Origin of the sequence: Umezakia ovalisporum Ak1311 (assembly GCF_029891685.1) — a bacterium.
Taxonomy (GTDB): domain Bacteria; phylum Cyanobacteriota; class Cyanobacteriia; order Cyanobacteriales; family Nostocaceae; genus Umezakia; species Umezakia ovalisporum.
The window spans coordinates 147,653-167,707 of sequence record NZ_JANQDJ010000009.1; the positions used below are offsets into that span (position 1 = coordinate 147,653).

The window sequence follows — 20,055 nt, forward strand, 5'->3', positions numbered from 1 at the left end:
GGGTGTATTATCTTCTGAACATTTGTACTGAACCGCTAAAAGATATATACTCCTACCTTGACTACTAAATGAATTCAGAACACTTAGAAACTTACATAAATCATCCAACTTGGGGTTTGCTTTATCGAATCTGCATGGTCGATGAAAACCAGGATTTGTTCACTACACTTTATGCTCAACGTTTGTTTTTTTTGGTTACCAACGAGGTTAAAGGTCTCAAGTTTCAGTCCATAGGACGCACTGAAGCTAGAATGTTGTTAGAAAATCGCTTGCGTACTTTACGCCGCAGTGGTCAATCCCAGGAGTACGAGCAACTTCAGAGTGTTTTTCAACGCACATTCCAATGAGTACTTCCATTAGCGAACGTATTACCGACATTTGCGCCTCCCTACCACCTTCAGTGCGGTTAATTGCTGTAAGTAAAACCTTTCCGTCTGAAGCCATTCGGGCTGCTTATGCAGCCGGAATTCGCGATTTTGGCGAAAACCGTATCCAAGAAGCTGCCAGTAAACAAGCCGAGTTAAAAGACTTACCCGATATTACCTGGCATTTTATTGGACACTTGCAAAGCAATAAAGCCAAAAAAGCCATTGAATTATTTCATTGGATTCATTCAGTGGATAATTTAAACCTCGCCCAGCGCTTAAATCAATTGGCACAAGAGCTAGGAATCAATCCCCAAGTTTGTCTACAAGTTAAAATTCTTCCTGACCCTAACAAGTCAGGTTGGAATGTCCCAGAACTATTAGCTAATTTACCCGCCCTCAACCAGTGTCAAAATTTACAAATTCAGGGTTTAATGACAATTACGCCCCTAGGATTAAATGATGCTGAAACAATTAATGTGTTTAACAGTGCTCACAAGCTAGCACAAGAAATCCGGGAGCAAAACTGGTCTCACCTGAAAATGCAAGAACTTTCAATGGGTATGTCAGGAGACTACCAATTAGCAGTGCAAGCAGGAGCAACAATGATCAGACTAGGAACCATTTTATTTGGTCAGCGCACATAGGGTATGAGTCAGGAATTTTTGCTGCTCGTACCAATAGCACTAGGAAAATAATAGAGAGGCAGTTGCATCAATACTGATGTAACATAATGCAATACCCCCAGTCTTCTTAAAGCTGACCAAAAACAACACAGAAAAGTTATCTTTTTTCCCATAATCATTAAGCTGTAATCTTGACTCATTATTGTGTGTGAGTTAATCTACAGGCGTTACCCAAAATTTCAATTTATCAACGTTAGTTGTAATAGAGGCTACAAACAGGTATAAAAGCACTAAGTTGCCTGGCCTTTGTAGCTATCAAATCTGGCTACATTAACTCATAGCCGACCCAATCAGGGTAACTTTTATCAGGAGCATAAAAATGAACAACATCTTTAGTAAACTCCGAGACTTTGTAGGTCTCAATGAGCAAGTGGAATACGAATATTACGAAGAAGAAGCTGATACAGATACTGGTAACTACCAAAACCTGTATCAAGAACAAAATCCCCAACCAGCAGCAGAAACCACTGCTCAAAATCGACGCTGGCGGGAACCAGTGACTACAATGGGTGATGCTGTAGCAGCAGGATCAAAGTCTACGATGGGAAATGTGATTAATATGCCAGGAGCAATTAACGGGATTTCGGAAGTTTTAGTCCTTGAGCCTCGTACATTTGAAGAAATGCCCCAGGCAATTCAAGCACTAAGAGAACGTAAGTCAGTTGTGTTAAACTTAACCATTATGGATCCTGATCAAGCACAACGGGCAGTAGATTTTGTTGCAGGCGGAACCTACGCACTGGATGGACATCAAGAGCGCATCGGAGAAAGCATCTTTTTGTTTACCCCCAGTTGTGTGCAAGTTAGCACTCAAGGTGGAGTTATTCATGAAGTACCACAAACCCCTGCGCGTCCTTCACGCCCCGGAACTAGTTCAAATCAAGCCTGGGGTCACGAGGGTAACCGGATGGTACAGTAAACCTACATCAGTCAAAAGTTCAAAAAAAATTTTTCAGCATTGTAGGAGCAGGTTTAACTAAACATTTTATCATACCATAAATTAATGGGTTAAACCTGCTCTGATTGACTATTGACTACATAACTTACTTAATGACTATTAAACTTGGCTTAATTGGTGGTGGTGTAATGGGAGAAGCGCTATTATCCCGCCTAATTGCACGAGAAATTTATCAACCATCCGAAGTGATGGTCAGCGAACCCCAATCAAAACGCCAAAGCTACTTGCGGCAAAAATATAATGTAACTGTAACTACAGACAATGGTATAGTTTTCACTGAAGCAACAGAAGTAGTACTTTTAGCAGTAAAGCCCCAGGTATTCAGTGCCATCGCTCAAGAATTAGCAGATGTTCTCACAATACAAATCTCGCCATTAGTAATTTCGGTTTTAGCGGGAGTGTCCTTAAACCAACTAGAATCAGCATTTCCCCAGTTACCAGTAGTTAGAGCCATGCCCAACACCCCAGCCACAGTGGGAGCGGGAATTACCGCCATGTGTTTAGGTGCATACACAAGCGCCAAGCATCAGAAAATAGCACATCAAATTTTTGCGGCGGTGGGAGAAGTTGTAGAAGTTTCAGAAATGCTGATGGATGCAGTGACAGGACTATCAGGTAGTGGTCCTGCCTATGTGGCATTGATGGTGGAATCACTGGCTGACGGAGGAGTAGCAGCAGGATTGCCCAGAACTATTGCCAATCAACTCGCCTTACAAACCGTATTAGGTACAGCACAACTGTTACAAGAAAACAAAATCCACCCCGCAGAACTAAAAGACCGTGTTACTAGCCCCGGCGGTACGACAATTGCTGGTGTTGCCCAACTAGAAAGGGCAGGATTTCGTTCAGCTGTCATCGAAGCAGTGAAAGCCGCCACAATGCGATCGCAAGAGTTAGGAAAGTAAGCGCACTAGGAAAAGATCAATTTTCCCATGATCAATCATTAACGAAGTTGACAAAATAGCCGTTAATATAGTAAAAAAGTCCGGTTGCAAATTTGATTGAGTGAATTATCCCGCACCTTCTCCAGAACTTGACTTAGGGTTAATATTTCCCTTTCAACTGGATCAATTTCAAAAAAATGCCATCGCGTCCCTAAATTCTGGGCGCTCCGTAGTCGTGTGTGCCCCCACAGGTTCGGGCAAAACATTAGTTGGGGAATATGCCATCTATAGAGCCTTATCACGGGGAAAACGAGTGTTTTACACCACTCCCCTCAAAGCATTGTCCAACCAGAAATTACGTGATTTTCGCCAGAAATTTGGGTATGACTTAGTGGGACTCTTAACCGGAGATATCTCCATTAACAGAGATGCACCAATTCTCGTGATGACTACAGAAATCTTCCGGAATATGCTCTATGGCACACCCATCGGGCAGATCGGCATCTCTTTGGTAGACGTTGAGGCAGTGGTACTAGATGAATGCCACTACATGAACGATCGCCAACGCGGGACAGTTTGGGAAGAATCTATTATCTACTGTCCCCGTGAAATTCAACTCGTAGCACTCTCCGCAACTGTTGCCAACAGTGAGCAACTCACTGACTGGCTGAATCGTGTTCACGGACCTACTGACCTAATTTATTCTGATTTTCGTCCAGTTCCCCTAGAATTTTACTTTTGCAATCCCAAAGGTTTATTTCCCCTCCTGAATGATAGCAAAACCAAAATTAACCCCCGCCTAGCAAATCGAGGGAAAAGAAAGCAAGGAGAAAAGGCTAGAGGTGCCAGACCAGAAGCTCCTGGCATAGCCTACACCCTCAGCCAGCTACAGCAACGGGATATGCTGCCAGCGATTTATTTTATTTTCAGTCGCCGAGGATGCGACAAAGCAGTTGAAGAAGTTGGTAATTTATGGCTGGTAAATAATGACGAGTCACAAATATTACGCCAGCAAATTGATGATTTTTTAACCCGCAATCCTGAAGCAGGGCGTTCAGGGCAAATTGCCCCACTCTACCGAGGTATTGCTGCTCACCATGCTGGAATTTTACCTGCCTGGAAAGGATTGGTAGAAGAGCTATTTCAGCAAGGATTAATTAAAGTAGTCTTCGCCACTGAGACACTAGCGGCAGGCATCAATATGCCCGCCCGCACAACAGTAATTTCCACCCTTTCCAAACGTACTGATTCTGGACATCGCCTATTAAACGCTTCGGAATTCCTCCAGATGGCCGGACGGGCAGGCCGCAGAGGAATGGACTTACAAGGTCATGTAGTCACAGTACAAACCCCATTTGAAGGCTCAAAGGAAGCAGCCTATTTAGCTACATCCAAACCAGACCCCCTGGTCAGTCAGTTCACACCAAGCTATGGTATGGTACTGAACCTGCTGCAAACCCATACCCTAGAGGAAGCCAGGGAACTGATAGAACGCAGCTTTGGCCAGTACATGGCAACTGTGCATTTAAGACCAGAGTACGATCAAATTGCGGAACTGCAAACACAATTAGCTCAACTTCAAGAACAAATTGCCGCAGTTAATGAAAATGAATTAGCAGTTTATGAAAAATTGTGGCAACGCCTGAAAGTAGAACGTCGGTTATTGACAACCCTCCAAGAACAAGCCCAGGAAAACCGCGAAGAAGAATTTGTCATGATGTTGAGCTTTGCAGTATCGGGAACTATGTTAAGTCTCAAAGGTAAAAACATCGACGTGTCTACACCCATGACAGCAGTTTTAATGGGAAAAATACCTGGTGTTGGTCTTAGCGTAGGGTCTAACTTAACAGAAGCTCCTTACTTGATATGTTTAGGGCAAGATAATCGCTGGTACGTGGTTACAACTACAGATGTAGTGGACTTGTATGCCCAATTGCCACGACTGGATGTACCAGCTCATATCGTACCACCCCCAGACTTGCAGTTAAAACCGGGGAAATCACTTCGCGGTAGTGGAGAAACATTTGCCATCGCTCAATGCATTCCTGAAGTCCAAAGCTCACTGTATATGCCCCCAGAAGTGGTAGAACAACTCAGTCGCGTTAATGCTCTGCAAGAGCAATTAGAAGCTCATCCTATCCACAAATCTGGCAATGTCAGCAAAATTTTCAAACGCCGCGCTCGCTATGTGGAATTAGAAGCGGAACTCGAAGAATTACAGTCACAAGTCGAACAACACTCACAGCGTCATTGGGAAGAATTTGTCAACTTAATTTCTATCCTGGAATACTTTGAGTGTTTGGGTAACTTAGTCCCCACTGAATTAGGGCAAATTGCCGCCGCTATTCGGGGAGAAAATGAATTGTGGCTAGGTTTAGTATTCGCCAGTGGCGAATTAGATCATTTAGACCCCCACCACTTAGCAGCAGCAGTAGCAGCTTTAGTGATCGAAACCCCTCGTCCAGATACGAGAGTACACTTTGAACTTAGTAATGAAGTAGTAGAAGCCCTGGCAAAACTGAGGAACATTCGCCGCAAAATATTTCAACTCCAACGACGGTATAATGTCGCTATGCCTATCTGGTTAGAATTTGAATTAATCGCCATAGTAGAACAGTGGTCCCTAGGAAGACCGTGGACAGAACTATGTGACAATACAACCTTGGATGAAGGCGACGTGGTGAGAATTTTACGCCGGACATTGGATTTATTGTCTCAGATACCCCACGTTCCTCACTTATCGAAAGATTTCCAGCGTAATGCTTATCGAGCAATGCAATTAATTGATAGATTCCCAGTGAATGAGGTGGCTGATTAAACCCACAAACCCTCAGATATTGGCTAATCATTAATTTTTTCAAATTAAATTTTCCATCTTTTGCTGCAAATCATTTGTCAAATCAGCAACAGCTTGTCTGGCTGTTAAACGATTTTGTTTATACACCGGGTAACGTTCTGATACTGATATTGGTTCATCAATGGTAATTTTTACCCCTTGCTCACCTAAATGCGGGAGTTGTAAGGCTGGATCACCTTTAATTTGAGCAATCATCTTCCATAAAATTAAAGTTGTCTCAGCAAACCTTTCTACTGTGGGTTTTTCCCGGATGTAATTACCGGAAACTGCAACAAAACTTTCTACTAATCTCATGTGCCACATTCGGGAATTGGCTTCGTTAGCCACGCGATCACCCAATGCTTTCTCTACAGGAGATAATGCTTTGATATCCCTAAACTCTTCTCTAAATATGTAATTCCAGCCCGCTTGTTCTACCCGCCGACAGCGATCATTTAATTGCCCCTTAGGTTCCAATTCAAAATATTCCTCTGATATTCCTAAAGCTTTGTTTAATAAAGCTTGCAACCGGAGAACCAAAGCTTGATTACGATCGCTTGTTTCTCCAACTAAGGTGTTCGCATCCGGGAAATTTTGATGATAGAATCGCGTATAAAACTGCTCCATTAAGGAAAGTAAGTGTTCTGATAAGGTCAATAACCTAGGATATAGTGACTCTAAACAGGGAAGCTGATTTTGTACTTGCGGATTTGCTACTAAACCACTAGCAACTTCTATTTCAGTTAACAAACGAGCAATGGCACCCCAAGGAGTTGTTAGATAATTATATTTAATTCCAACTGGTACAATTAGAACTTGTTCACAGCGTTGCTGCTTTTGCAAATCTTCGGCACACCAAAAACCTAATTGGGCAACCCCAGGTTCTATAGGACTGATAATTTCTGAAAGATTATTAGTAGCACCTTCTGGCGCAGCCGCCATCGGGAATCTCCCGTTAGCAAATAAATCACGCGCCGAACGTAACCCCGTCCAGTCAGCCTTACCCCGTTGAATTGAAGTTCCTCCCAAACGCGAAGCAATCCAACCAACGTGGGAACCTGCCCACAGAGGAACGCCGCGATCATAGATAAAATGAGCATGAATCGGCATTTGTAGCACTGTGTTCTGCTTTCGTGCTACTTTCGGCACAATTTGCGAAAACAAGTAGCCCAAACAAAATGGATCTTCTGTTTTGGGATGGCGAAATGCCAACAAAAAGCGGATCTTACCCTCTTGAAACTGGCGATAAAGATCCACCAAAACCTCTACGTTATCTGCTTCAATTTGGGTAATAGCTGTTTGCCAATTGATCCAACTCGGTAGCAACAGATGAACACTTCTGAGAATTAATGGATTGAAAGCCGGGGGAATAAATTCTAGGGGTGCTTGTGCTGGGTAAATGACATCTGACATAGACAATTATAGACTTAAGTGATTTTTAAAGATTAGTAATTCTGGAAAAGGAAAATAACGATGCGACTGTCACAAATATTATTCGTTACACTCAGGGATGATCCTGCTGATGCTGAGATTCCCAGCCATAAATTATTACTCCGTGCAGGCTACATTCGTCGCATCGGTAGCGGCATTTATGCTTACCTGCCTTTGATGTGGCGGGTACTACAAAAGGTTTCTCAAATTGTGCGGGAAGAAATGAACGCTACAGGCGCACAAGAATGTCTCCTACCCCAACTACAACCGGCTGAGTTGTGGAAGGAGTCGGGACGCTGGGATACCTACACCAAAGCCGAAGGAATTATGTTTTCCCTCATCGACCGTCGTCAACAACAATTAGGACTAGGGCCCACTCATGAGGAAGTAATCACGACTGTTGCCCGTGACATGATTCACTCCTATCGGCAACTACCGTTACATTTATATCAAATTCAAACCAAATTCCGCGACGAAATTCGCCCCCGTTTTGGCTTGATGCGCGGACGGGAATTTATTATGAAGGACGGCTACTCTTTCCATGCGGACGAAGTGAGCCTCAAAGAAACCTACCAAGATATGTATCAAGCCTACAGTAATATGTTACGCCGTTGTGGTTTAGCATTTCGGGCAGTGGAAGCCGATTCTGGGGCCATTGGCGGTTCTGGTTCCACGGAATTTATGGTGTTGGCAGAAGCCGGAGAAGATGAAGTCCTTTACACTGAAGATGGTAAATACGCCGCCAATGTAGAAAAAGCCGTTTCTTTACCTGCGGATGCCGAAATTTCACCGTTTACAACCTATGAAAAACGAGAAACACCAGGAACAGAAACCATAGAAAAAGTTTGTGATTTTCTCAGGTGTTCTCCTACCCAATTAGTCAAAAACGTCCTTTACCAAACAGTTTACGATAATGGCATGACTGTATTAGTGGTGGTGAGTATTCGTGGTGACCAAGAAGTTAATGAAGTTAAGCTGCAAAATGAATTGACAAAACTAGCTACCAATTACGGTGCTAAAACTATTATTTCTCTGACCGTATCCGATGTCGAAACCCAAGGAAAATGGGCAAGTAAATCTTTACCTTTAGGTTATATTGCGCCTGATCTTGCAGATGATTATATTACTGCTAATAAACAGTTCCATTCCCAGTTTGTGCGGTTAGTTGATAAAACAGCCATTGATTTAAAAAACTTTGTTACAGGCGCTAATGAAACCGGCCATCACGTAGTTGGCGCGAATTGGGGAGAGCAATTTAAATTTCCACAACTAATAGTAGATATACGCAAAGCAAAACCAGGCGATCGCCCTCTCCATGACCCTCAACAAATTCTCCAAACAGCCAGAGGAATTGAAGTAGGGCATATTTTCCAATTGGGCACAAAATATTCCCAAGTAATGACAGCAACCTATACAAACGAACAAGGTGAAGAACATCCCCTGTTTATGGGTTGCTATGGGGTGGGTGTATCTCGGTTGGCACAATCAGCTGTAGAGCAATCTTATGATCAAGACGGCATTATTTGGCCAGTAGCCATCACACCTTATCATGCCATCATCACAATTCCCAACATCAAAGATGCTCAACAAGTGGAAATTGCCCAGAAACTTTACACTGAACTGAACAAAGCAGGTGTAGAAACATTACTGGATGACCGAGATGAACGGGCAGGAGTAAAATTTAAAGATGCCGATTTAATTGGTATACCTTACAGAATAGTGACAGGTCGCGCTATTACAAATGGCAAAGTAGAAGTAGTAAAACGCTCAACCCGTGAAACTCAAGAAATAGCCATTGAGGAATTAGTAAATACACTCCAAGAGTGGATTAAATCAGCGACAGAAGGATAAAATACTTTTCTTGTCCGGCAGGCATCTAGCCTGCCAAATTAGCCATAAACCTATCATACTTGTTAAAAATAAACTCTAAATGACTTCTGAAGGTAAATTCATAAAGCATAGATGGTCTTAAATGTCTTCTGATAGACCTTGTTAGTATCGGTATTTCCAGAAAGGATTATATTTACATTAAGGTTCAGGTGACGGAGGATAACTCTCAACCTAAAATAAAGATGAAATAAACTTACTATGGATGCAGAATGACAAATTGCTGAAATAGCCTAACTAAAAGGATTGCTCATGGCAAATTCCTAATTCTATTGAAATCGGCAAAATATCAACTCAGCATCATTTTCATAAATAAAGGCATCTTGAGATTTTAAGAAACCCCCCATAGACTGATATCGTCTTTAATCGGGCTGCTTTTCTGAACCACACTATCTCAGTCCTCAGTCAAAAAGGTTTTAAATATGAACGACCAACAAGGCTCTCAGCGTATTTCTTCAGGTGTAATTGCAGCAGTTTCAGCAGCAGTTGTAGCAGTGGGTGGTGGTGTGGCTTGGCTTGCTTCCAATCAGTCTCCCACACCGACCACCCCATCTCAAACCATCACACAGCCCAATAATCAGCCATCAACTACCCAACCGGAGCAAGAGCAAACACCTAATGTTTATTGGCTCAAACCCAGAGGGGAAAGTGTCGATTTAGTTCCCCAGCCAATTCAAATAGCTGCTACTCAACCAGATCAAGTTTTAGAAAAAGCTTTCCAAGCTTTATTAGCCGGGCCAACAGAAGGTACGGACTCCACAACCATCCCCCAAGAAACCAAGCTACTGGGGGTGAAGACGGAAAATGATGAGGTTCGCGTTAACCTGTCCGGGGACTTTACCACGGGTGGCGGCACTACCTCAATGATCGCCCGTATTGGACAAGTTGTTTATACTGCGACAACAATCAATCCCAAAGCTAAAGTATACATTGATGTTGAGGGAGAACAGTTGGATGTTTTAGGTGGCGAGGGCGTGGAATTGCAACAGCCATTGACTCGTGAAAGCTTTGAGGAAAATTATCCACTTTAATTAACTTAAATTAACTTAATAGTTATCAGCTATCAGTTATCAGTCTAGCCACTGGTTACTCTTCACTGATAACTGACAACTGACTTAGCTTTTGCCATTGAGCACCCCACAGTTGCGAGCTTGTTTTTCTCACCGTGAGGCCAGGCGTTGACCTCCGGCGGGGGGTAGTTTATCGCACACCCGATTACACAACTCAAAAATCATTTGATCTTCTACCCGGTAGTAAGCGCAAGTCCCTTCACTGCGGCGGACAAGGATTCCCGCTTGCGACATTGCCTACAGGTGTTTGTAAACATTTGCTGGGGAAGTTTGTGTTGCCTCTACCAATTCTTGCACCGATTTTTCTTCTCTACGAGACCCTGCGCGAACATCCAGTAGCAAGTGTAGCAACCATAGGCGCATCGGCTCACCGAAAAGAGCGGAAGTATTTAGCTACTTGATGCACCACCACCGACGGTATAGGCAACGCCTGTTTCATCAGGATTTTCCCGCCAGGAGGGAGAATTTTACCAATGACTCGTTTTGATATATGGATGATTGCCTAATCAGGGTTAATTCGCATCAAAGCCTGGCCATATTCCACTGGTTCACCATTTTGCAACAGAATTTCCATGACTTGTCCAGATACCTCAGCCTCAATTTCATTCATCAGCTTCATCGCTTCAATGATACAAACTGTTTGACCAACACGCACGCGATCGCCCACTTTGACAAAAGGCGCTTCACCAGGTGCAGGAGCACTATAAAATGTTCCTACCATCGGGGAAAGTACTTCCACTAATCTCTTATCAATGGTTGATGGGGGATTTGCCGACAACTGCATGCTAGGGGCAGTCACAACACTTTCCAAGACACGACCTGTTCCCACCTCCATAATCTGAGTTGGTGCTGGTTGGGCGTCTCGTGAACCCGATTTACGTACCGTTAGTTCAAAGTCATCGCTTTTAAGGGTTACTTCTGTAATATCTGTTTGGGCGATAGTTGCCAGCAGTTGGCGGATTTCATTAAATTCCAATGGCACTGTTTTTATTACCTCGACCTAACCGTAAATCAAAATTTGCAGTGTGGCAGGGATTTAATCCCTAAATGTATAGGGACTGAAATCGGAATGGCTCCAGGAAAAAGAGCCTGGTTATTCCCTGCCTAGATATTTATCCTCACGAGTATCAATTTTGATACGTTCACCTTGAGCAACAAACAATGGAACCATCACAATTGCTCCTGTTTCCACAACAGCTGGTTTAGTTCCACCTGTAGCTGTATCACCTTTTACTCCTGGATCTGTTTGGATAATTTCCAAAACCACAGAGTTGGGTAGTTCCACTTCTAGCACTTGCTCACCCCAACGAATGACGTTAACTTCCATACCTTCTTTTAAGTATTTGACGCGATCGCCAATTTGCGCCGGGCTTAATCTGCTTTCTTCGTAGGTTTCCATATCCATAAAGATGAACTCATCGCCCTCTTTATAGGTATGCTGCATCGTGCTTTTTTCCAGATTCGCTTGAGGTACAGTTTCCCCAGCTCGGAATGTTTTTTCCACAACGTTTCCGCCTTGGACGTTTTTGAGTTTTGTACGCACAAAGGCAGAGCCTTTACCTGGCTTAACGTGGAGGAATTCTACCACTCGCCACACAGACCCATCTAATACAATTGATACACCGGGTCGAAAGTCGTTACTAGAGATCATGAAGCTTTCAAGTTTGGGAAGACAATCGGCATTTATTGTACCCTTCAAGGGTCGTAATTAGTCATCAATCATCAAGTAATTAATAAAGTGATGGGGAACTAAGGACTAGGAAATGAAGATTAGAAAAGAAATTGAGCTAATTTTCTTATCCCTGATCCTTAACTCTCCCATTACTCAGCACTCGTACTGTGGGAAGATGATTGATGGGTTACGCCTAGTCAACAATCTGATGTTGCATTTGAGTTATTCCACCATGTTTAACATATTTAAATCCTGGCTGAAGAACAGCCTAATGACAATATTGTTATTAACAATATTTTTAGGCATAAATACAGCTACTTGGACTGATCCTAGTCAGGCTGCCCTGCCATCTGGAAATGCAATTACAGAGGGTAAGGCTTTATTAAGGTATGCACTCCCCATAGAAAATAAACCAGTACGGCAACTGCAAGCCAGCTTAGAAGATATTTCTACCCAACTGCGGGCAAATCGGCGCTGGGGTGCTATCTCTGGCGATCTGAAACAAGCGTCCCGCATTCTCAGTCAACCTAGCAAAATCCTAGCAAGCGTTCCCAAAGAACGCCAACCTCAAGCCGAGGTCTGGATTGCTGAGTTAAAATCTGGTGTGGATTCACTGCGAGAATTAGTAAACCTTAAAGACAAAGGAAAAATTCTCGTAGGTAGAAACAAACTGCTGGACATAGTCACCGAGTTGGAAGAGTCAATGGTGACAGAATTCCCCTTTGAAGTGCCTGCTAAGTACAGTAACCTACCTACACTCAAAGGTCGGGCTACTGTCGCTTTTAAAACTAACAAAGGCGACCTGACTGCGGTGGTGGATGGTTATAGCGCCCCCATCACAGCTGGTAACTTTGTGGATTTGGTGCAACGAGGTTTTTATAACGGCTTAGAATTTACCCGTTCAGAAGAATCTTACGTGCTCCAAACCGGAAACCCACGAGGAAAAGAGGAAGGTTTCATTGACCCACAAACCCACGAATACCGCGCCATTCCCCTAGAAATCTTGGTTGAAGGCGACAAAGAACCCACTTATGGCATCACTCTCGAACAAGCCGGGCGTTATCTTGATATGCCAGTTCTGCCTTTTTCTTCCTTTGGTGCATTGGCAATGGCCCGCCCGGAAACAGAAGTAAATGGAGGTTCCTCTCAATTTTTCTTCTTCCTGTTTGAGCCAGAACTCACTCCAGCCGGACGAAACTTGTTAGACGGTCGCTATGCTATTTTTGGTTATCTCATTGATGGCAAAGAAGTTTTAGATAAGCTCAAGCAGGGTGACACAATTGAATCAGCAACTGTGGTTGAAGGAATAGAAAACTTAGTTCAGCCCCAAGCAGCGTAGAAAACTGCTGACTCTCAATATAAGAGTTTGAGGAGTTGTTTATACTCCTCTTTTCTTTAGATAACCATTGACCAATGACTAAAGTTAAAGATATTGGCGAACAAGGTATTTTAGAAAAATTACAACGTTTCTGTCCTCTGGAAATGATTGGCGATGATGCAGCAATACTGGCAATTGCACCTGAGCAATCTTTGGTAGTGACAACAGATGTACTCGTTGATGGCGTGCATTTTAGTAATGTCACCACATCTCCAGAAGATGCTGGTTGGCGGGCTGCATCTGCTAATTTATCGGATTTGGCAGCAATGGGTGCTTCTCCTCTGGGAATCACCATAGGTTTGGGACTACCTGGCGAACTAATGGTGAGTTGGGTTGAGCGTTTATATCAGGGAATGACAGAATGCCTCCAGAAATACAATACCCCCATTGTTGGCGGTGACATCGTGCGATCGCCTGTGACGACTGTGGCCATTACCGCCTTTGGTCAAGTCCATCCCCAAAGGACTATCCGTCGCTCTACCGCTCAAGTGGGTGATGCGATCATCGTCACAGGTGTTCATGGAGCATCCCACGCTGGCTTACAATTGCTCTTGCATCCTCAATTAAGGCAAAACCTCACCGATGCAGAGCAAAACACCCTCATCAAAGCACACCAGCGTCCGCAACCCAGATTAGATGTTTTACCCTTACTCTGGCAAATTCTCGAATCCTACCCCCCATCTTCCCATTTCCCCATCGCCGGTATGGACAGCAGCGACGGCTTGGCAGACGCTATTTTGCAAATTTGCCGTTCCAGTGGTGTTGGCGCTGTTCTAGAAAGTAAGCAAATTCCCTTACCAGCAACTTTTAACCACTGGCTGACACCAGAACAAGCTCTGGAATATACCCTTTACGGGGGTGAAGACTTTGAACTAGTGTTGTGCTTACCAGAAGTTCTTGCCAATACTTTGGTGTCAAAACTAGGTGATAGTTCCGCCATAGTCGGAACTATCACCACAGGTTCCCAAGTAATACTGTGTGATGAACATAAAAAATTCCCCGACCAAGTTTTAAGTCTCAGTCGAGGATTTCAACATTTTACTCAATAGCCCAGAGTCAGATATCACTTGAATTTCATTACTAATGACTCATGACTAATGAATTATGACTAATTACTAAACCCACTTTTGGGCTACTAGTTCTGCCAAATCCAGAACGCGTTGGCTATAACCCCACTCATTGTCATACCACGCCATAACCTTCACCAAGTCATTACCCATGACTAGAGTCAAGCTGGAATCAACAATGGAAGAAGCATCAGTACCTTGATAGTCGGAAGAAACCAATTGTAATTCGCTGTAGTCCAAAATGCCCTTTAATGACCCTTGAGATGCATCCTTGAGAGCTTGATTCACTTCTTCTGTAATGGTAGGCTTCTCAACTTGAACTACGAAATCTACCATTGACACATTCGGCGTAGGTACGCGCAAAGCCACACCATTCAACTTACCTTTCAATTCTGGGATGACCAAAGCTACCGCTTTTGCTGCACCGGTGGAGGTGGGAACAATGTTAATAGCTGCTGCCCTTGCCCGTCGCAAATCACGGTGAGAAGCATCTAGCAAGCGCTGGTCACCAGTGTAGCTGTGGGTGGTGGTCATCGTGCCTTTAATAATGCCGAATTTGTCATTCAACACTTTGGCTATGGGAGCCAAGCAGTTAGTAGTACAGCTGGCGTTACTGATGATGTTGTGCTGGTTGTGGTCATAGTCGTGATGATTCACACCCATCACAAAGGTACCATCTTCGTTTTTACCAGGAGCTGTGATCAGAACTTTTTTGGCTCCGGCATTCAAATGCTTCTGAGACCCTTCTCGACTAGTAAATACACCTGTTGCTTCAATAATCAGGTCAATTTCCCACGCCTTCCACGGTAAGTTTTCTGGATTGCGATCCGATACACATTTAATGGTCTTACCGTTAACGATGATAGAGTTATCATCGGCTGTAATGTCAACATCCTTTAACTTCCCAAGCATTGAGTCATACTTCAGGAGGTGAGCATTGGTTCGAGGGTCTGAGGTGTCGTTAATAGCTATCAGGTCAATGTTGCTATTTTCTCTGCCTACCCAGCAGCGTGCAAAGTTACGTCCAATACGACCAAAACCGTTTATTGCGACTCTAATCACAGTTTCCTACCCTCTGTATTTATGCCTATAAATTGATATCTTTGAACCCAATCATATCGCAAAGGGGGGGGTGTCAATAACCATAAATTCTTAGATCGACAAAAAAAACACATATTTTATTCAGCTTTACCTGAGTAAAGTTTGTGAGTATTGATGTAACAACTCACCGAATTTGGCACTAGATAACGAATTGACTGCCCTTGGCGGCAAAGTTTACGAATTAGACTTGACGAAATTCCTACTAAAGGTGTGTTCAATAATTGCCAGTCAATAGTGAGCGATTCCTCTGTTAGTTGTTGCTCCACCTGCTTGCAGATCAACTCGCTTTGGATTATCGTCTCAGCACCCACTATTCGGGGTGCAATTAACCAGTTACACATTTGTGCCAATTGGTGTCCGCAGTACCAACGCGGTAAGGTTTTAAATGTATCCAAACCCAAAATCCAGTACCAGCGAGTATTTAAATAACAATTAGATAAGTCCATCAAAGTATTGATGGCATAAGAAATCCCAGAGCGTTTTGCCTCTACTGGGGAGACGATAAATGCTGGGTTTTCTCTTGTAGCTAGTTGCAGCATTTGCCAGCGATGGTGAAACAAAGATGCTTTTTTATGGGGAGGGTTCACTGACGGGACCAAAATTATCTTTTCCAAAGGTACTTGAGACAAAGCTGTTTGGGCTACAAGTAAGTGTCCCCAATGAATCGGATCAAATGTACCGCCAAAGATTCCTACCTGTTCCATTCAGTCACACCTAAACTTTATTGAATTTCTTGACGCTTTAATACAAACGTACCAATATGACACTTTGTGCCTAAACTTGATGCAATTTCAAAGTAATTTCACTACCAACAATATATGACTGTAGCCAACAGCAGTAAAGAATTTAGAAAGATGTATTTGAAACTACAATATTTTCTGTCCCGATGCAGCACAAACTTCAAGAATAATCTTCATAACAGTTCAGAAATAGTAAAAACCTCCAACAAAGGTAAAATCATTCTCAATCCGCAAAACAACAGAGGAAAATAATCCTGCCATCAGGTATAAACAAGATGCAAGCGCAGTTACGGTAAAAATCAAATTCCTGTTATGATACGCGTGTCATTCGTGATTATGGTGTGGTGTAAGAGGGCTAATCAATGAGTAACTATGTAGATTTTAGTGGCAGACCATTTCATTTTATTGGAATTGGCGGCATAGGTATGTCTGCTTTAGCATACGTCCTGGCAAAGCGCCAAATGCCAGTATCAGGTTCTGATCTCCGTCCTAGTCATATTACGCGGAAATTGGAATCTATCGGAACACACATTTTTGGCAAACAAGAGGCCAGTAATCTGGAATTCTTTCGCTCTCATGAATCAGCTAATAGAGCATTATTAACATCACCACAAACATCACCCACTCCCAACAACTCAACACTGCCCCAAGTTGTTTGTTCAACAGCAATTAATGCTAATAATTTGGAATACAAAGCAGCAATGGAATTAGGATGTCCAATTCTTCATCGTTCAGATGTACTAGCTGCCTTGATTTCAGATTACCATAGCATCGCAGTTGCCGGAACCCACGGCAAAACCACAACCAGTAGTATCATTGGTTATATGCTCTTAGAAGCTGGTTTGGACCCCACAATTATTGTAGGTGGTGAGGTAGATGCTTGGCAAGGAAATGCTCGATTAGGGCAAAGTAAATATTTAGTGGCTGAGGCAGATGAATCGGATGGTTCTCTGGTGAAACATACTCCCGATATTGGCATTATTACTAATATTGAACTTGATCATCCCGACCACTACGAGACATTAGAAGAAGTAGTCAACATCTTCCAAAAATTTGCAGCCGGTTGTAAAACTCTGATAGGTTGTGTTGATTGTGACACAGTACGTCATCGCTTCAAACCAACAATTACTTACAGTCTCAACCCAGAGACAGGTGCTGATTATACAGTTACTAATATTGACTATCGGGCTGATGGTACCACAGCCTTAGTGTGGGAGAAAGGTAAAGCCTTGGGAGTATTGAAATTGCGGTTACTCAGTCGGCATAATTTGAGCAATGCTGTATCGGCGGTAGCTGTGGGTCGAATCCTGGGTTTAGAATTTGGCACAATCGCCAAGGCCATTGCCACCTTTGAAGGGGCCAGAAGGCGCTTTGAATTTCGGGGAGAAGTTGGTGGTATCACCTTCATCGATGACTATGCCCACCACCCCAGTGAAATTCGCGCTACTCTTGCTGCTGCAAGGCTCCAAGCTAGACCAGGCCAAAGAGTGGTGGCAATTTTCCAACCCCATCGCTATAGTCGCACATTTACCTTTTTAGCAGAATTTGCCCAGTCATTTACTCATGCTGATTTAGTTGTCGTGACGGATATTTACAGTGCTGGTGAGCCTAATTTAGGTCAAGTTAGCGGTGAACAACTAGCAACAGAAATAGCCAAACTGCAACCACAAGTGCTATATCAACCAAATCTGCTCTTAATGACTGATTTATTGCGCCAAACCCTCCGTCCAGGAGATTTAGCACTATTTCTAGGTGCTGGGAATTTAAATCAGGTAATTCCTGAACTAATTGCTACACTTTGCGAACCTGCCATAGCCACATCTTAGATGAGGAAAAAATTACAGTTTCCTTCTAGCAACCATTCTATCGATTGATATGATTGCTGTATTTTTACAGCAGTTAAAAGTAAAAATTTCACAAATTTACATCAAGATGAAAATATCCCAGGCAGTTGGAAATGTCTGCACAATTTTTACTTCACATACACAGCAGCAAAAAACAGAAGATTCAAGTGACGGTAAAATAATTTATTTAAAGGACATTGCTTGTGCTATTAAGTCACAAGTTGCCCTATCTGCATTTACTTCTTATAAAGTTGGGGGGGCTGCGGAATGGTACGTTGCTCCGGATAATTTAGAAGCATTGCAAGGAAGTCTTGAGTATGCAAAAGAACAAAAATTACCGATAACAATACTAGGTGCAGGTTCTAACCTGTTAGTAAGCGATCACGGTTTACCGGGCTTAGTAATTTCTACACGTCACTTGCGCCATAGCCACTTCGATCCCCAAACAGGTCAATTAACTGTGGGGGCAGGAGAATCAATCCCCAGCTTGGCATGGGAAGCAGCAAAATTAGGCTGGCAAGGATTAGAGTGGGCGGTGGGTATCCCTGGAACTGTTGGGGGTGCTGTAGTCATGAATGCCGGAGCCCATAACAGCTGTATTGCAGACATGTTAGTTAGCGCCCGTGTACTTTCCCCTGATGGTACATTAGAAACCCTGACCCACCCTCAGATCGGTTATGGCTATCGGACTTCATCACTCCAAACCAGCGAATCTCCCACAGACAAGGGTTACCAACGTATTGTTACTCAGGCCACCTTCCAACTCCAACCAGGTACAGATCCAGCACAAGTTTTGGCAGCTACCAAGCAACATAAAAAACATCGATTAACTACACAGCCCTATAATTTCCCTAGTTGTGGCAGTGTGTTTCGGAATCCTACTCCTTATGCTGCTGGGTGGTTAATTGAACAAACAGGTTTAAAGGGCTACCAAATTGGCAAAGCTCAAGTAGCACTATTACACGCTAATTTTATCGTCAATCGCGGCGGAGCAAAGGCCAGCGATATCTTCTCTCTGATCCGTTACATCCAGCAGCAAGTCAAAGAACGCTGGTCAATTTGCTTACAACCAGAAGTAAAAATGATCGGTGAGTTTCAGACCGCTGGTTAAAGGAGAAAACCAGGAACCGGGGACTGGGAAATAAGGAACGATGTTCTGAATACCCAATCCCCACCATTAATTATTGGTAATCAAAGAAGCAAATTACCCACCGCATCTATAATTGAATTTGATTTGTTATTCAATGCACACGCGGACAACCAGTTATGACAGGAAAAGGACAAGGATTCGGTTTCGGTTTGGGAAAAATGAAAGAACTGGCGGATGCCTTCAAAAAAGCCCAGCAAGTTCAAGAAGGCGCTAAACAGCTTCAAGAAGAATTGGAGCAAATGGAGATTAAGGGCGAGTCCGGTGGTGGACTGGTTAAGGTAATTGTCAGTGGCAACCAAGAACCCAGACGGGTGGAAATTGCCCCAGATGCCTTAGAACAAGGTGCAGAATTACTTTCTGACCTCGTGACAGTGGCCATGAAGGATGCCTACAACAAGTCCACTGCAACAATGCGGGAACGGATGGAAGACTTAACCAGTGGTCTAGAACTACCTGGATTTTAGTCATTAGTCATTAGTCATTAGTCATAAACCATTAGACTGATGACTGTAGACCTTTGAGCTTTAATGGATATTCACTAAAATCTTTATGCCTTACAAGCTGCTATTTGTCTGTTTGGGCAACATCTGCCGTTCTCCATCGGCAGAAAACATTATGAATCATCTCATTGACCAGGCTGGTTTAAGCGATCGCATTATCTGTGAATCTGCCGGTACATCTAGTTATCACATTGGTAGCCCACCCGACTCACGCATGAGTAATGCTGCTATTGCAAAGTTGGGAATTAAACTACGTGGTCAGGCTCGCCAGTTGCAAAAATTAGACTTTCAAAACTTTGATATGATTTTGGCAATGGATCAGAAAAATTATGATGATATACTTTCGTGCGATTCGTTCTCTTGAAATGAGTAGAAATTCTCAGGGATAAGAGACAAGACTGGTTTAAAAACCAGATTCTTGATAACTGTGTGTCCATGTAGGTGAAAATCCTACCCCCTAGGTGCAAGGGTGAAAGCATCTTCCCT

General features: G+C 43.3%; 17 protein-coding genes and 2 pseudogenes. 13 read left to right on the plus strand and 6 right to left on the minus strand.

Annotation, left to right across the window (positions count from 1 at the left end):
- Positions 1-68: 68 nt before the first annotated feature.
- The 5 genes from pipX to NWP25_RS01860 all read left to right on the plus strand — a co-directional run bounded on the left by pipX (position 69) and on the right by NWP25_RS01860 (position 5,711).
- On the plus strand, positions 69-347 hold the full coding sequence (gene pipX / locus NWP25_RS01840) for a transcriptional coactivator PipX (protein ID WP_280652268.1): 279 nt from the start codon (positions 69-71) through the stop codon (positions 345-347).
- A complete protein-coding gene (locus tag NWP25_RS01845; RefSeq protein WP_280652267.1) occupies positions 344-1,012 on the plus strand; it encodes a YggS family pyridoxal phosphate-dependent enzyme in 669 nt (222 codons plus the stop codon). The genes pipX and NWP25_RS01845 overlap by 4 nt, the downstream gene beginning before the upstream one ends.
- A 358-nt stretch (positions 1,013-1,370) precedes the next feature.
- Positions 1,371-1,970: a cell division protein SepF gene (locus NWP25_RS01850; RefSeq protein ID WP_280652266.1), complete on the plus strand. Its 600-nt coding sequence runs from the start codon at positions 1,371-1,373 to the stop codon at positions 1,968-1,970.
- A 131-nt stretch (positions 1,971-2,101) separates the two neighbouring features.
- Positions 2,102-2,914: a pyrroline-5-carboxylate reductase gene (proC, locus tag NWP25_RS01855; protein ID WP_280652265.1), complete on the plus strand. Its 813-nt coding sequence runs from the start codon at positions 2,102-2,104 to the stop codon at positions 2,912-2,914.
- Between the two features lie 100 nt (positions 2,915-3,014).
- Complete coding sequence (locus NWP25_RS01860; RefSeq protein WP_280698780.1) at positions 3,015-5,711, plus strand: DEAD/DEAH box helicase; 2,697 nt, start codon at positions 3,015-3,017, stop codon at positions 5,709-5,711.
- Between the two features lie 39 nt (positions 5,712-5,750).
- Here NWP25_RS01860 and NWP25_RS01865 read toward each other — a convergent pair whose 3' ends face one another.
- Positions 5,751-7,142, minus strand: a complete 1,392-nt coding sequence (locus NWP25_RS01865) for a 1-acyl-sn-glycerol-3-phosphate acyltransferase (RefSeq protein WP_280686606.1) — start codon at positions 7,140-7,142, stop codon at positions 5,751-5,753.
- Between the two features lie 60 nt (positions 7,143-7,202).
- On the opposite strand from NWP25_RS01865, the gene NWP25_RS01870 reads away from it, so the two are divergent.
- Both NWP25_RS01870 and NWP25_RS01875 read left to right on the plus strand, forming a co-directional pair.
- Entirely contained in the window at positions 7,203-9,011 is a 1,809-nt protein-coding gene (locus NWP25_RS01870; protein ID WP_280656492.1) for a proline--tRNA ligase, read from the plus strand.
- Between the two features lie 458 nt (positions 9,012-9,469).
- Positions 9,470-10,078 (plus strand): GerMN domain-containing protein, encoded by a 609-nt coding sequence (locus NWP25_RS01875; RefSeq protein WP_280656493.1) that lies wholly within the window; start codon positions 9,470-9,472, stop codon positions 10,076-10,078.
- Positions 10,079-10,207: 129 nt separating this feature from the next.
- Here NWP25_RS01875 and NWP25_RS01880 read toward each other — a convergent pair.
- The 3 genes and pseudogenes from NWP25_RS01880 to efp all read right to left on the minus strand — a co-directional run bounded on the left by NWP25_RS01880 (position 10,208) and on the right by efp (position 11,768).
- A pseudogene (locus NWP25_RS01880) lies at positions 10,208-10,556 on the minus strand (ArsR/SmtB family transcription factor).
- Between the two features lie 63 nt (positions 10,557-10,619).
- Complete coding sequence (accB, locus tag NWP25_RS01885) at positions 10,620-11,099, minus strand: acetyl-CoA carboxylase biotin carboxyl carrier protein (protein ID WP_280698781.1); 480 nt, start codon at positions 11,097-11,099, stop codon at positions 10,620-10,622.
- Positions 11,100-11,210: 111 nt separating this feature from the next.
- Positions 11,211-11,768 (minus strand): elongation factor P, encoded by a 558-nt coding sequence (gene efp / locus NWP25_RS01890; protein WP_280652259.1) that lies wholly within the window; start codon positions 11,766-11,768, stop codon positions 11,211-11,213.
- A 253-nt stretch (positions 11,769-12,021) separates the two neighbouring features.
- On the opposite strand from efp, the gene NWP25_RS01895 reads away from it, so the two are divergent.
- Together NWP25_RS01895 and thiL are read left to right on the plus strand one after the other, a co-directional pair.
- Positions 12,022-13,128, plus strand: coding sequence for a peptidylprolyl isomerase (locus NWP25_RS01895; protein ID WP_280652278.1), 1,107 nt, complete (start codon positions 12,022-12,024; stop codon positions 13,126-13,128).
- Between the two features lie 74 nt (positions 13,129-13,202).
- Positions 13,203-14,216, plus strand: coding sequence for a thiamine-phosphate kinase (gene thiL / locus NWP25_RS01900; protein ID WP_280652258.1), 1,014 nt, complete (start codon positions 13,203-13,205; stop codon positions 14,214-14,216).
- A 66-nt stretch (positions 14,217-14,282) separates the two neighbouring features.
- Here the strand turns inward: thiL and NWP25_RS01905 are convergent, their stop codons facing one another.
- Complete coding sequence (locus NWP25_RS01905; RefSeq protein ID WP_280652257.1) at positions 14,283-15,296, minus strand: type I glyceraldehyde-3-phosphate dehydrogenase; 1,014 nt, start codon at positions 15,294-15,296, stop codon at positions 14,283-14,285.
- A gap of 116 nt (positions 15,297-15,412) precedes the next feature.
- Positions 15,413-16,039: a nicotinate (nicotinamide) nucleotide adenylyltransferase gene (nadD, locus tag NWP25_RS01910; RefSeq protein ID WP_280652256.1), complete on the minus strand. Its 627-nt coding sequence runs from the start codon at positions 16,037-16,039 to the stop codon at positions 15,413-15,415.
- 398 nt (positions 16,040-16,437) lie between these two features.
- On the opposite strand from nadD, the gene murC reads away from it, so the two are divergent.
- The 4 genes and pseudogenes from murC to NWP25_RS01930 form a co-directional block, all read left to right on the plus strand.
- The gene (murC, locus tag NWP25_RS01915) at positions 16,438-17,901 is read left to right on the plus strand and encodes a UDP-N-acetylmuramate--L-alanine ligase (RefSeq protein WP_280652255.1); all 1,464 of its coding nucleotides are present in this window, start codon (positions 16,438-16,440) and stop codon (positions 17,899-17,901) included.
- A gap of 106 nt (positions 17,902-18,007) precedes the next feature.
- A complete protein-coding gene (gene murB, locus NWP25_RS01920; protein ID WP_280652277.1) occupies positions 18,008-19,030 on the plus strand; it encodes a UDP-N-acetylmuramate dehydrogenase in 1,023 nt (340 codons plus the stop codon).
- Between the two features lie 155 nt (positions 19,031-19,185).
- A complete protein-coding gene (locus NWP25_RS01925) occupies positions 19,186-19,533 on the plus strand; it encodes a YbaB/EbfC family nucleoid-associated protein (RefSeq protein WP_280652254.1) in 348 nt (115 codons plus the stop codon).
- 85 nt (positions 19,534-19,618) lie between these two features.
- Positions 19,619-19,921 (plus strand): annotated as a pseudogene (locus NWP25_RS01930) (low molecular weight protein-tyrosine-phosphatase); the annotation flags it as partial.
- Positions 19,922-20,055: the final 134 nt, after the last annotated feature.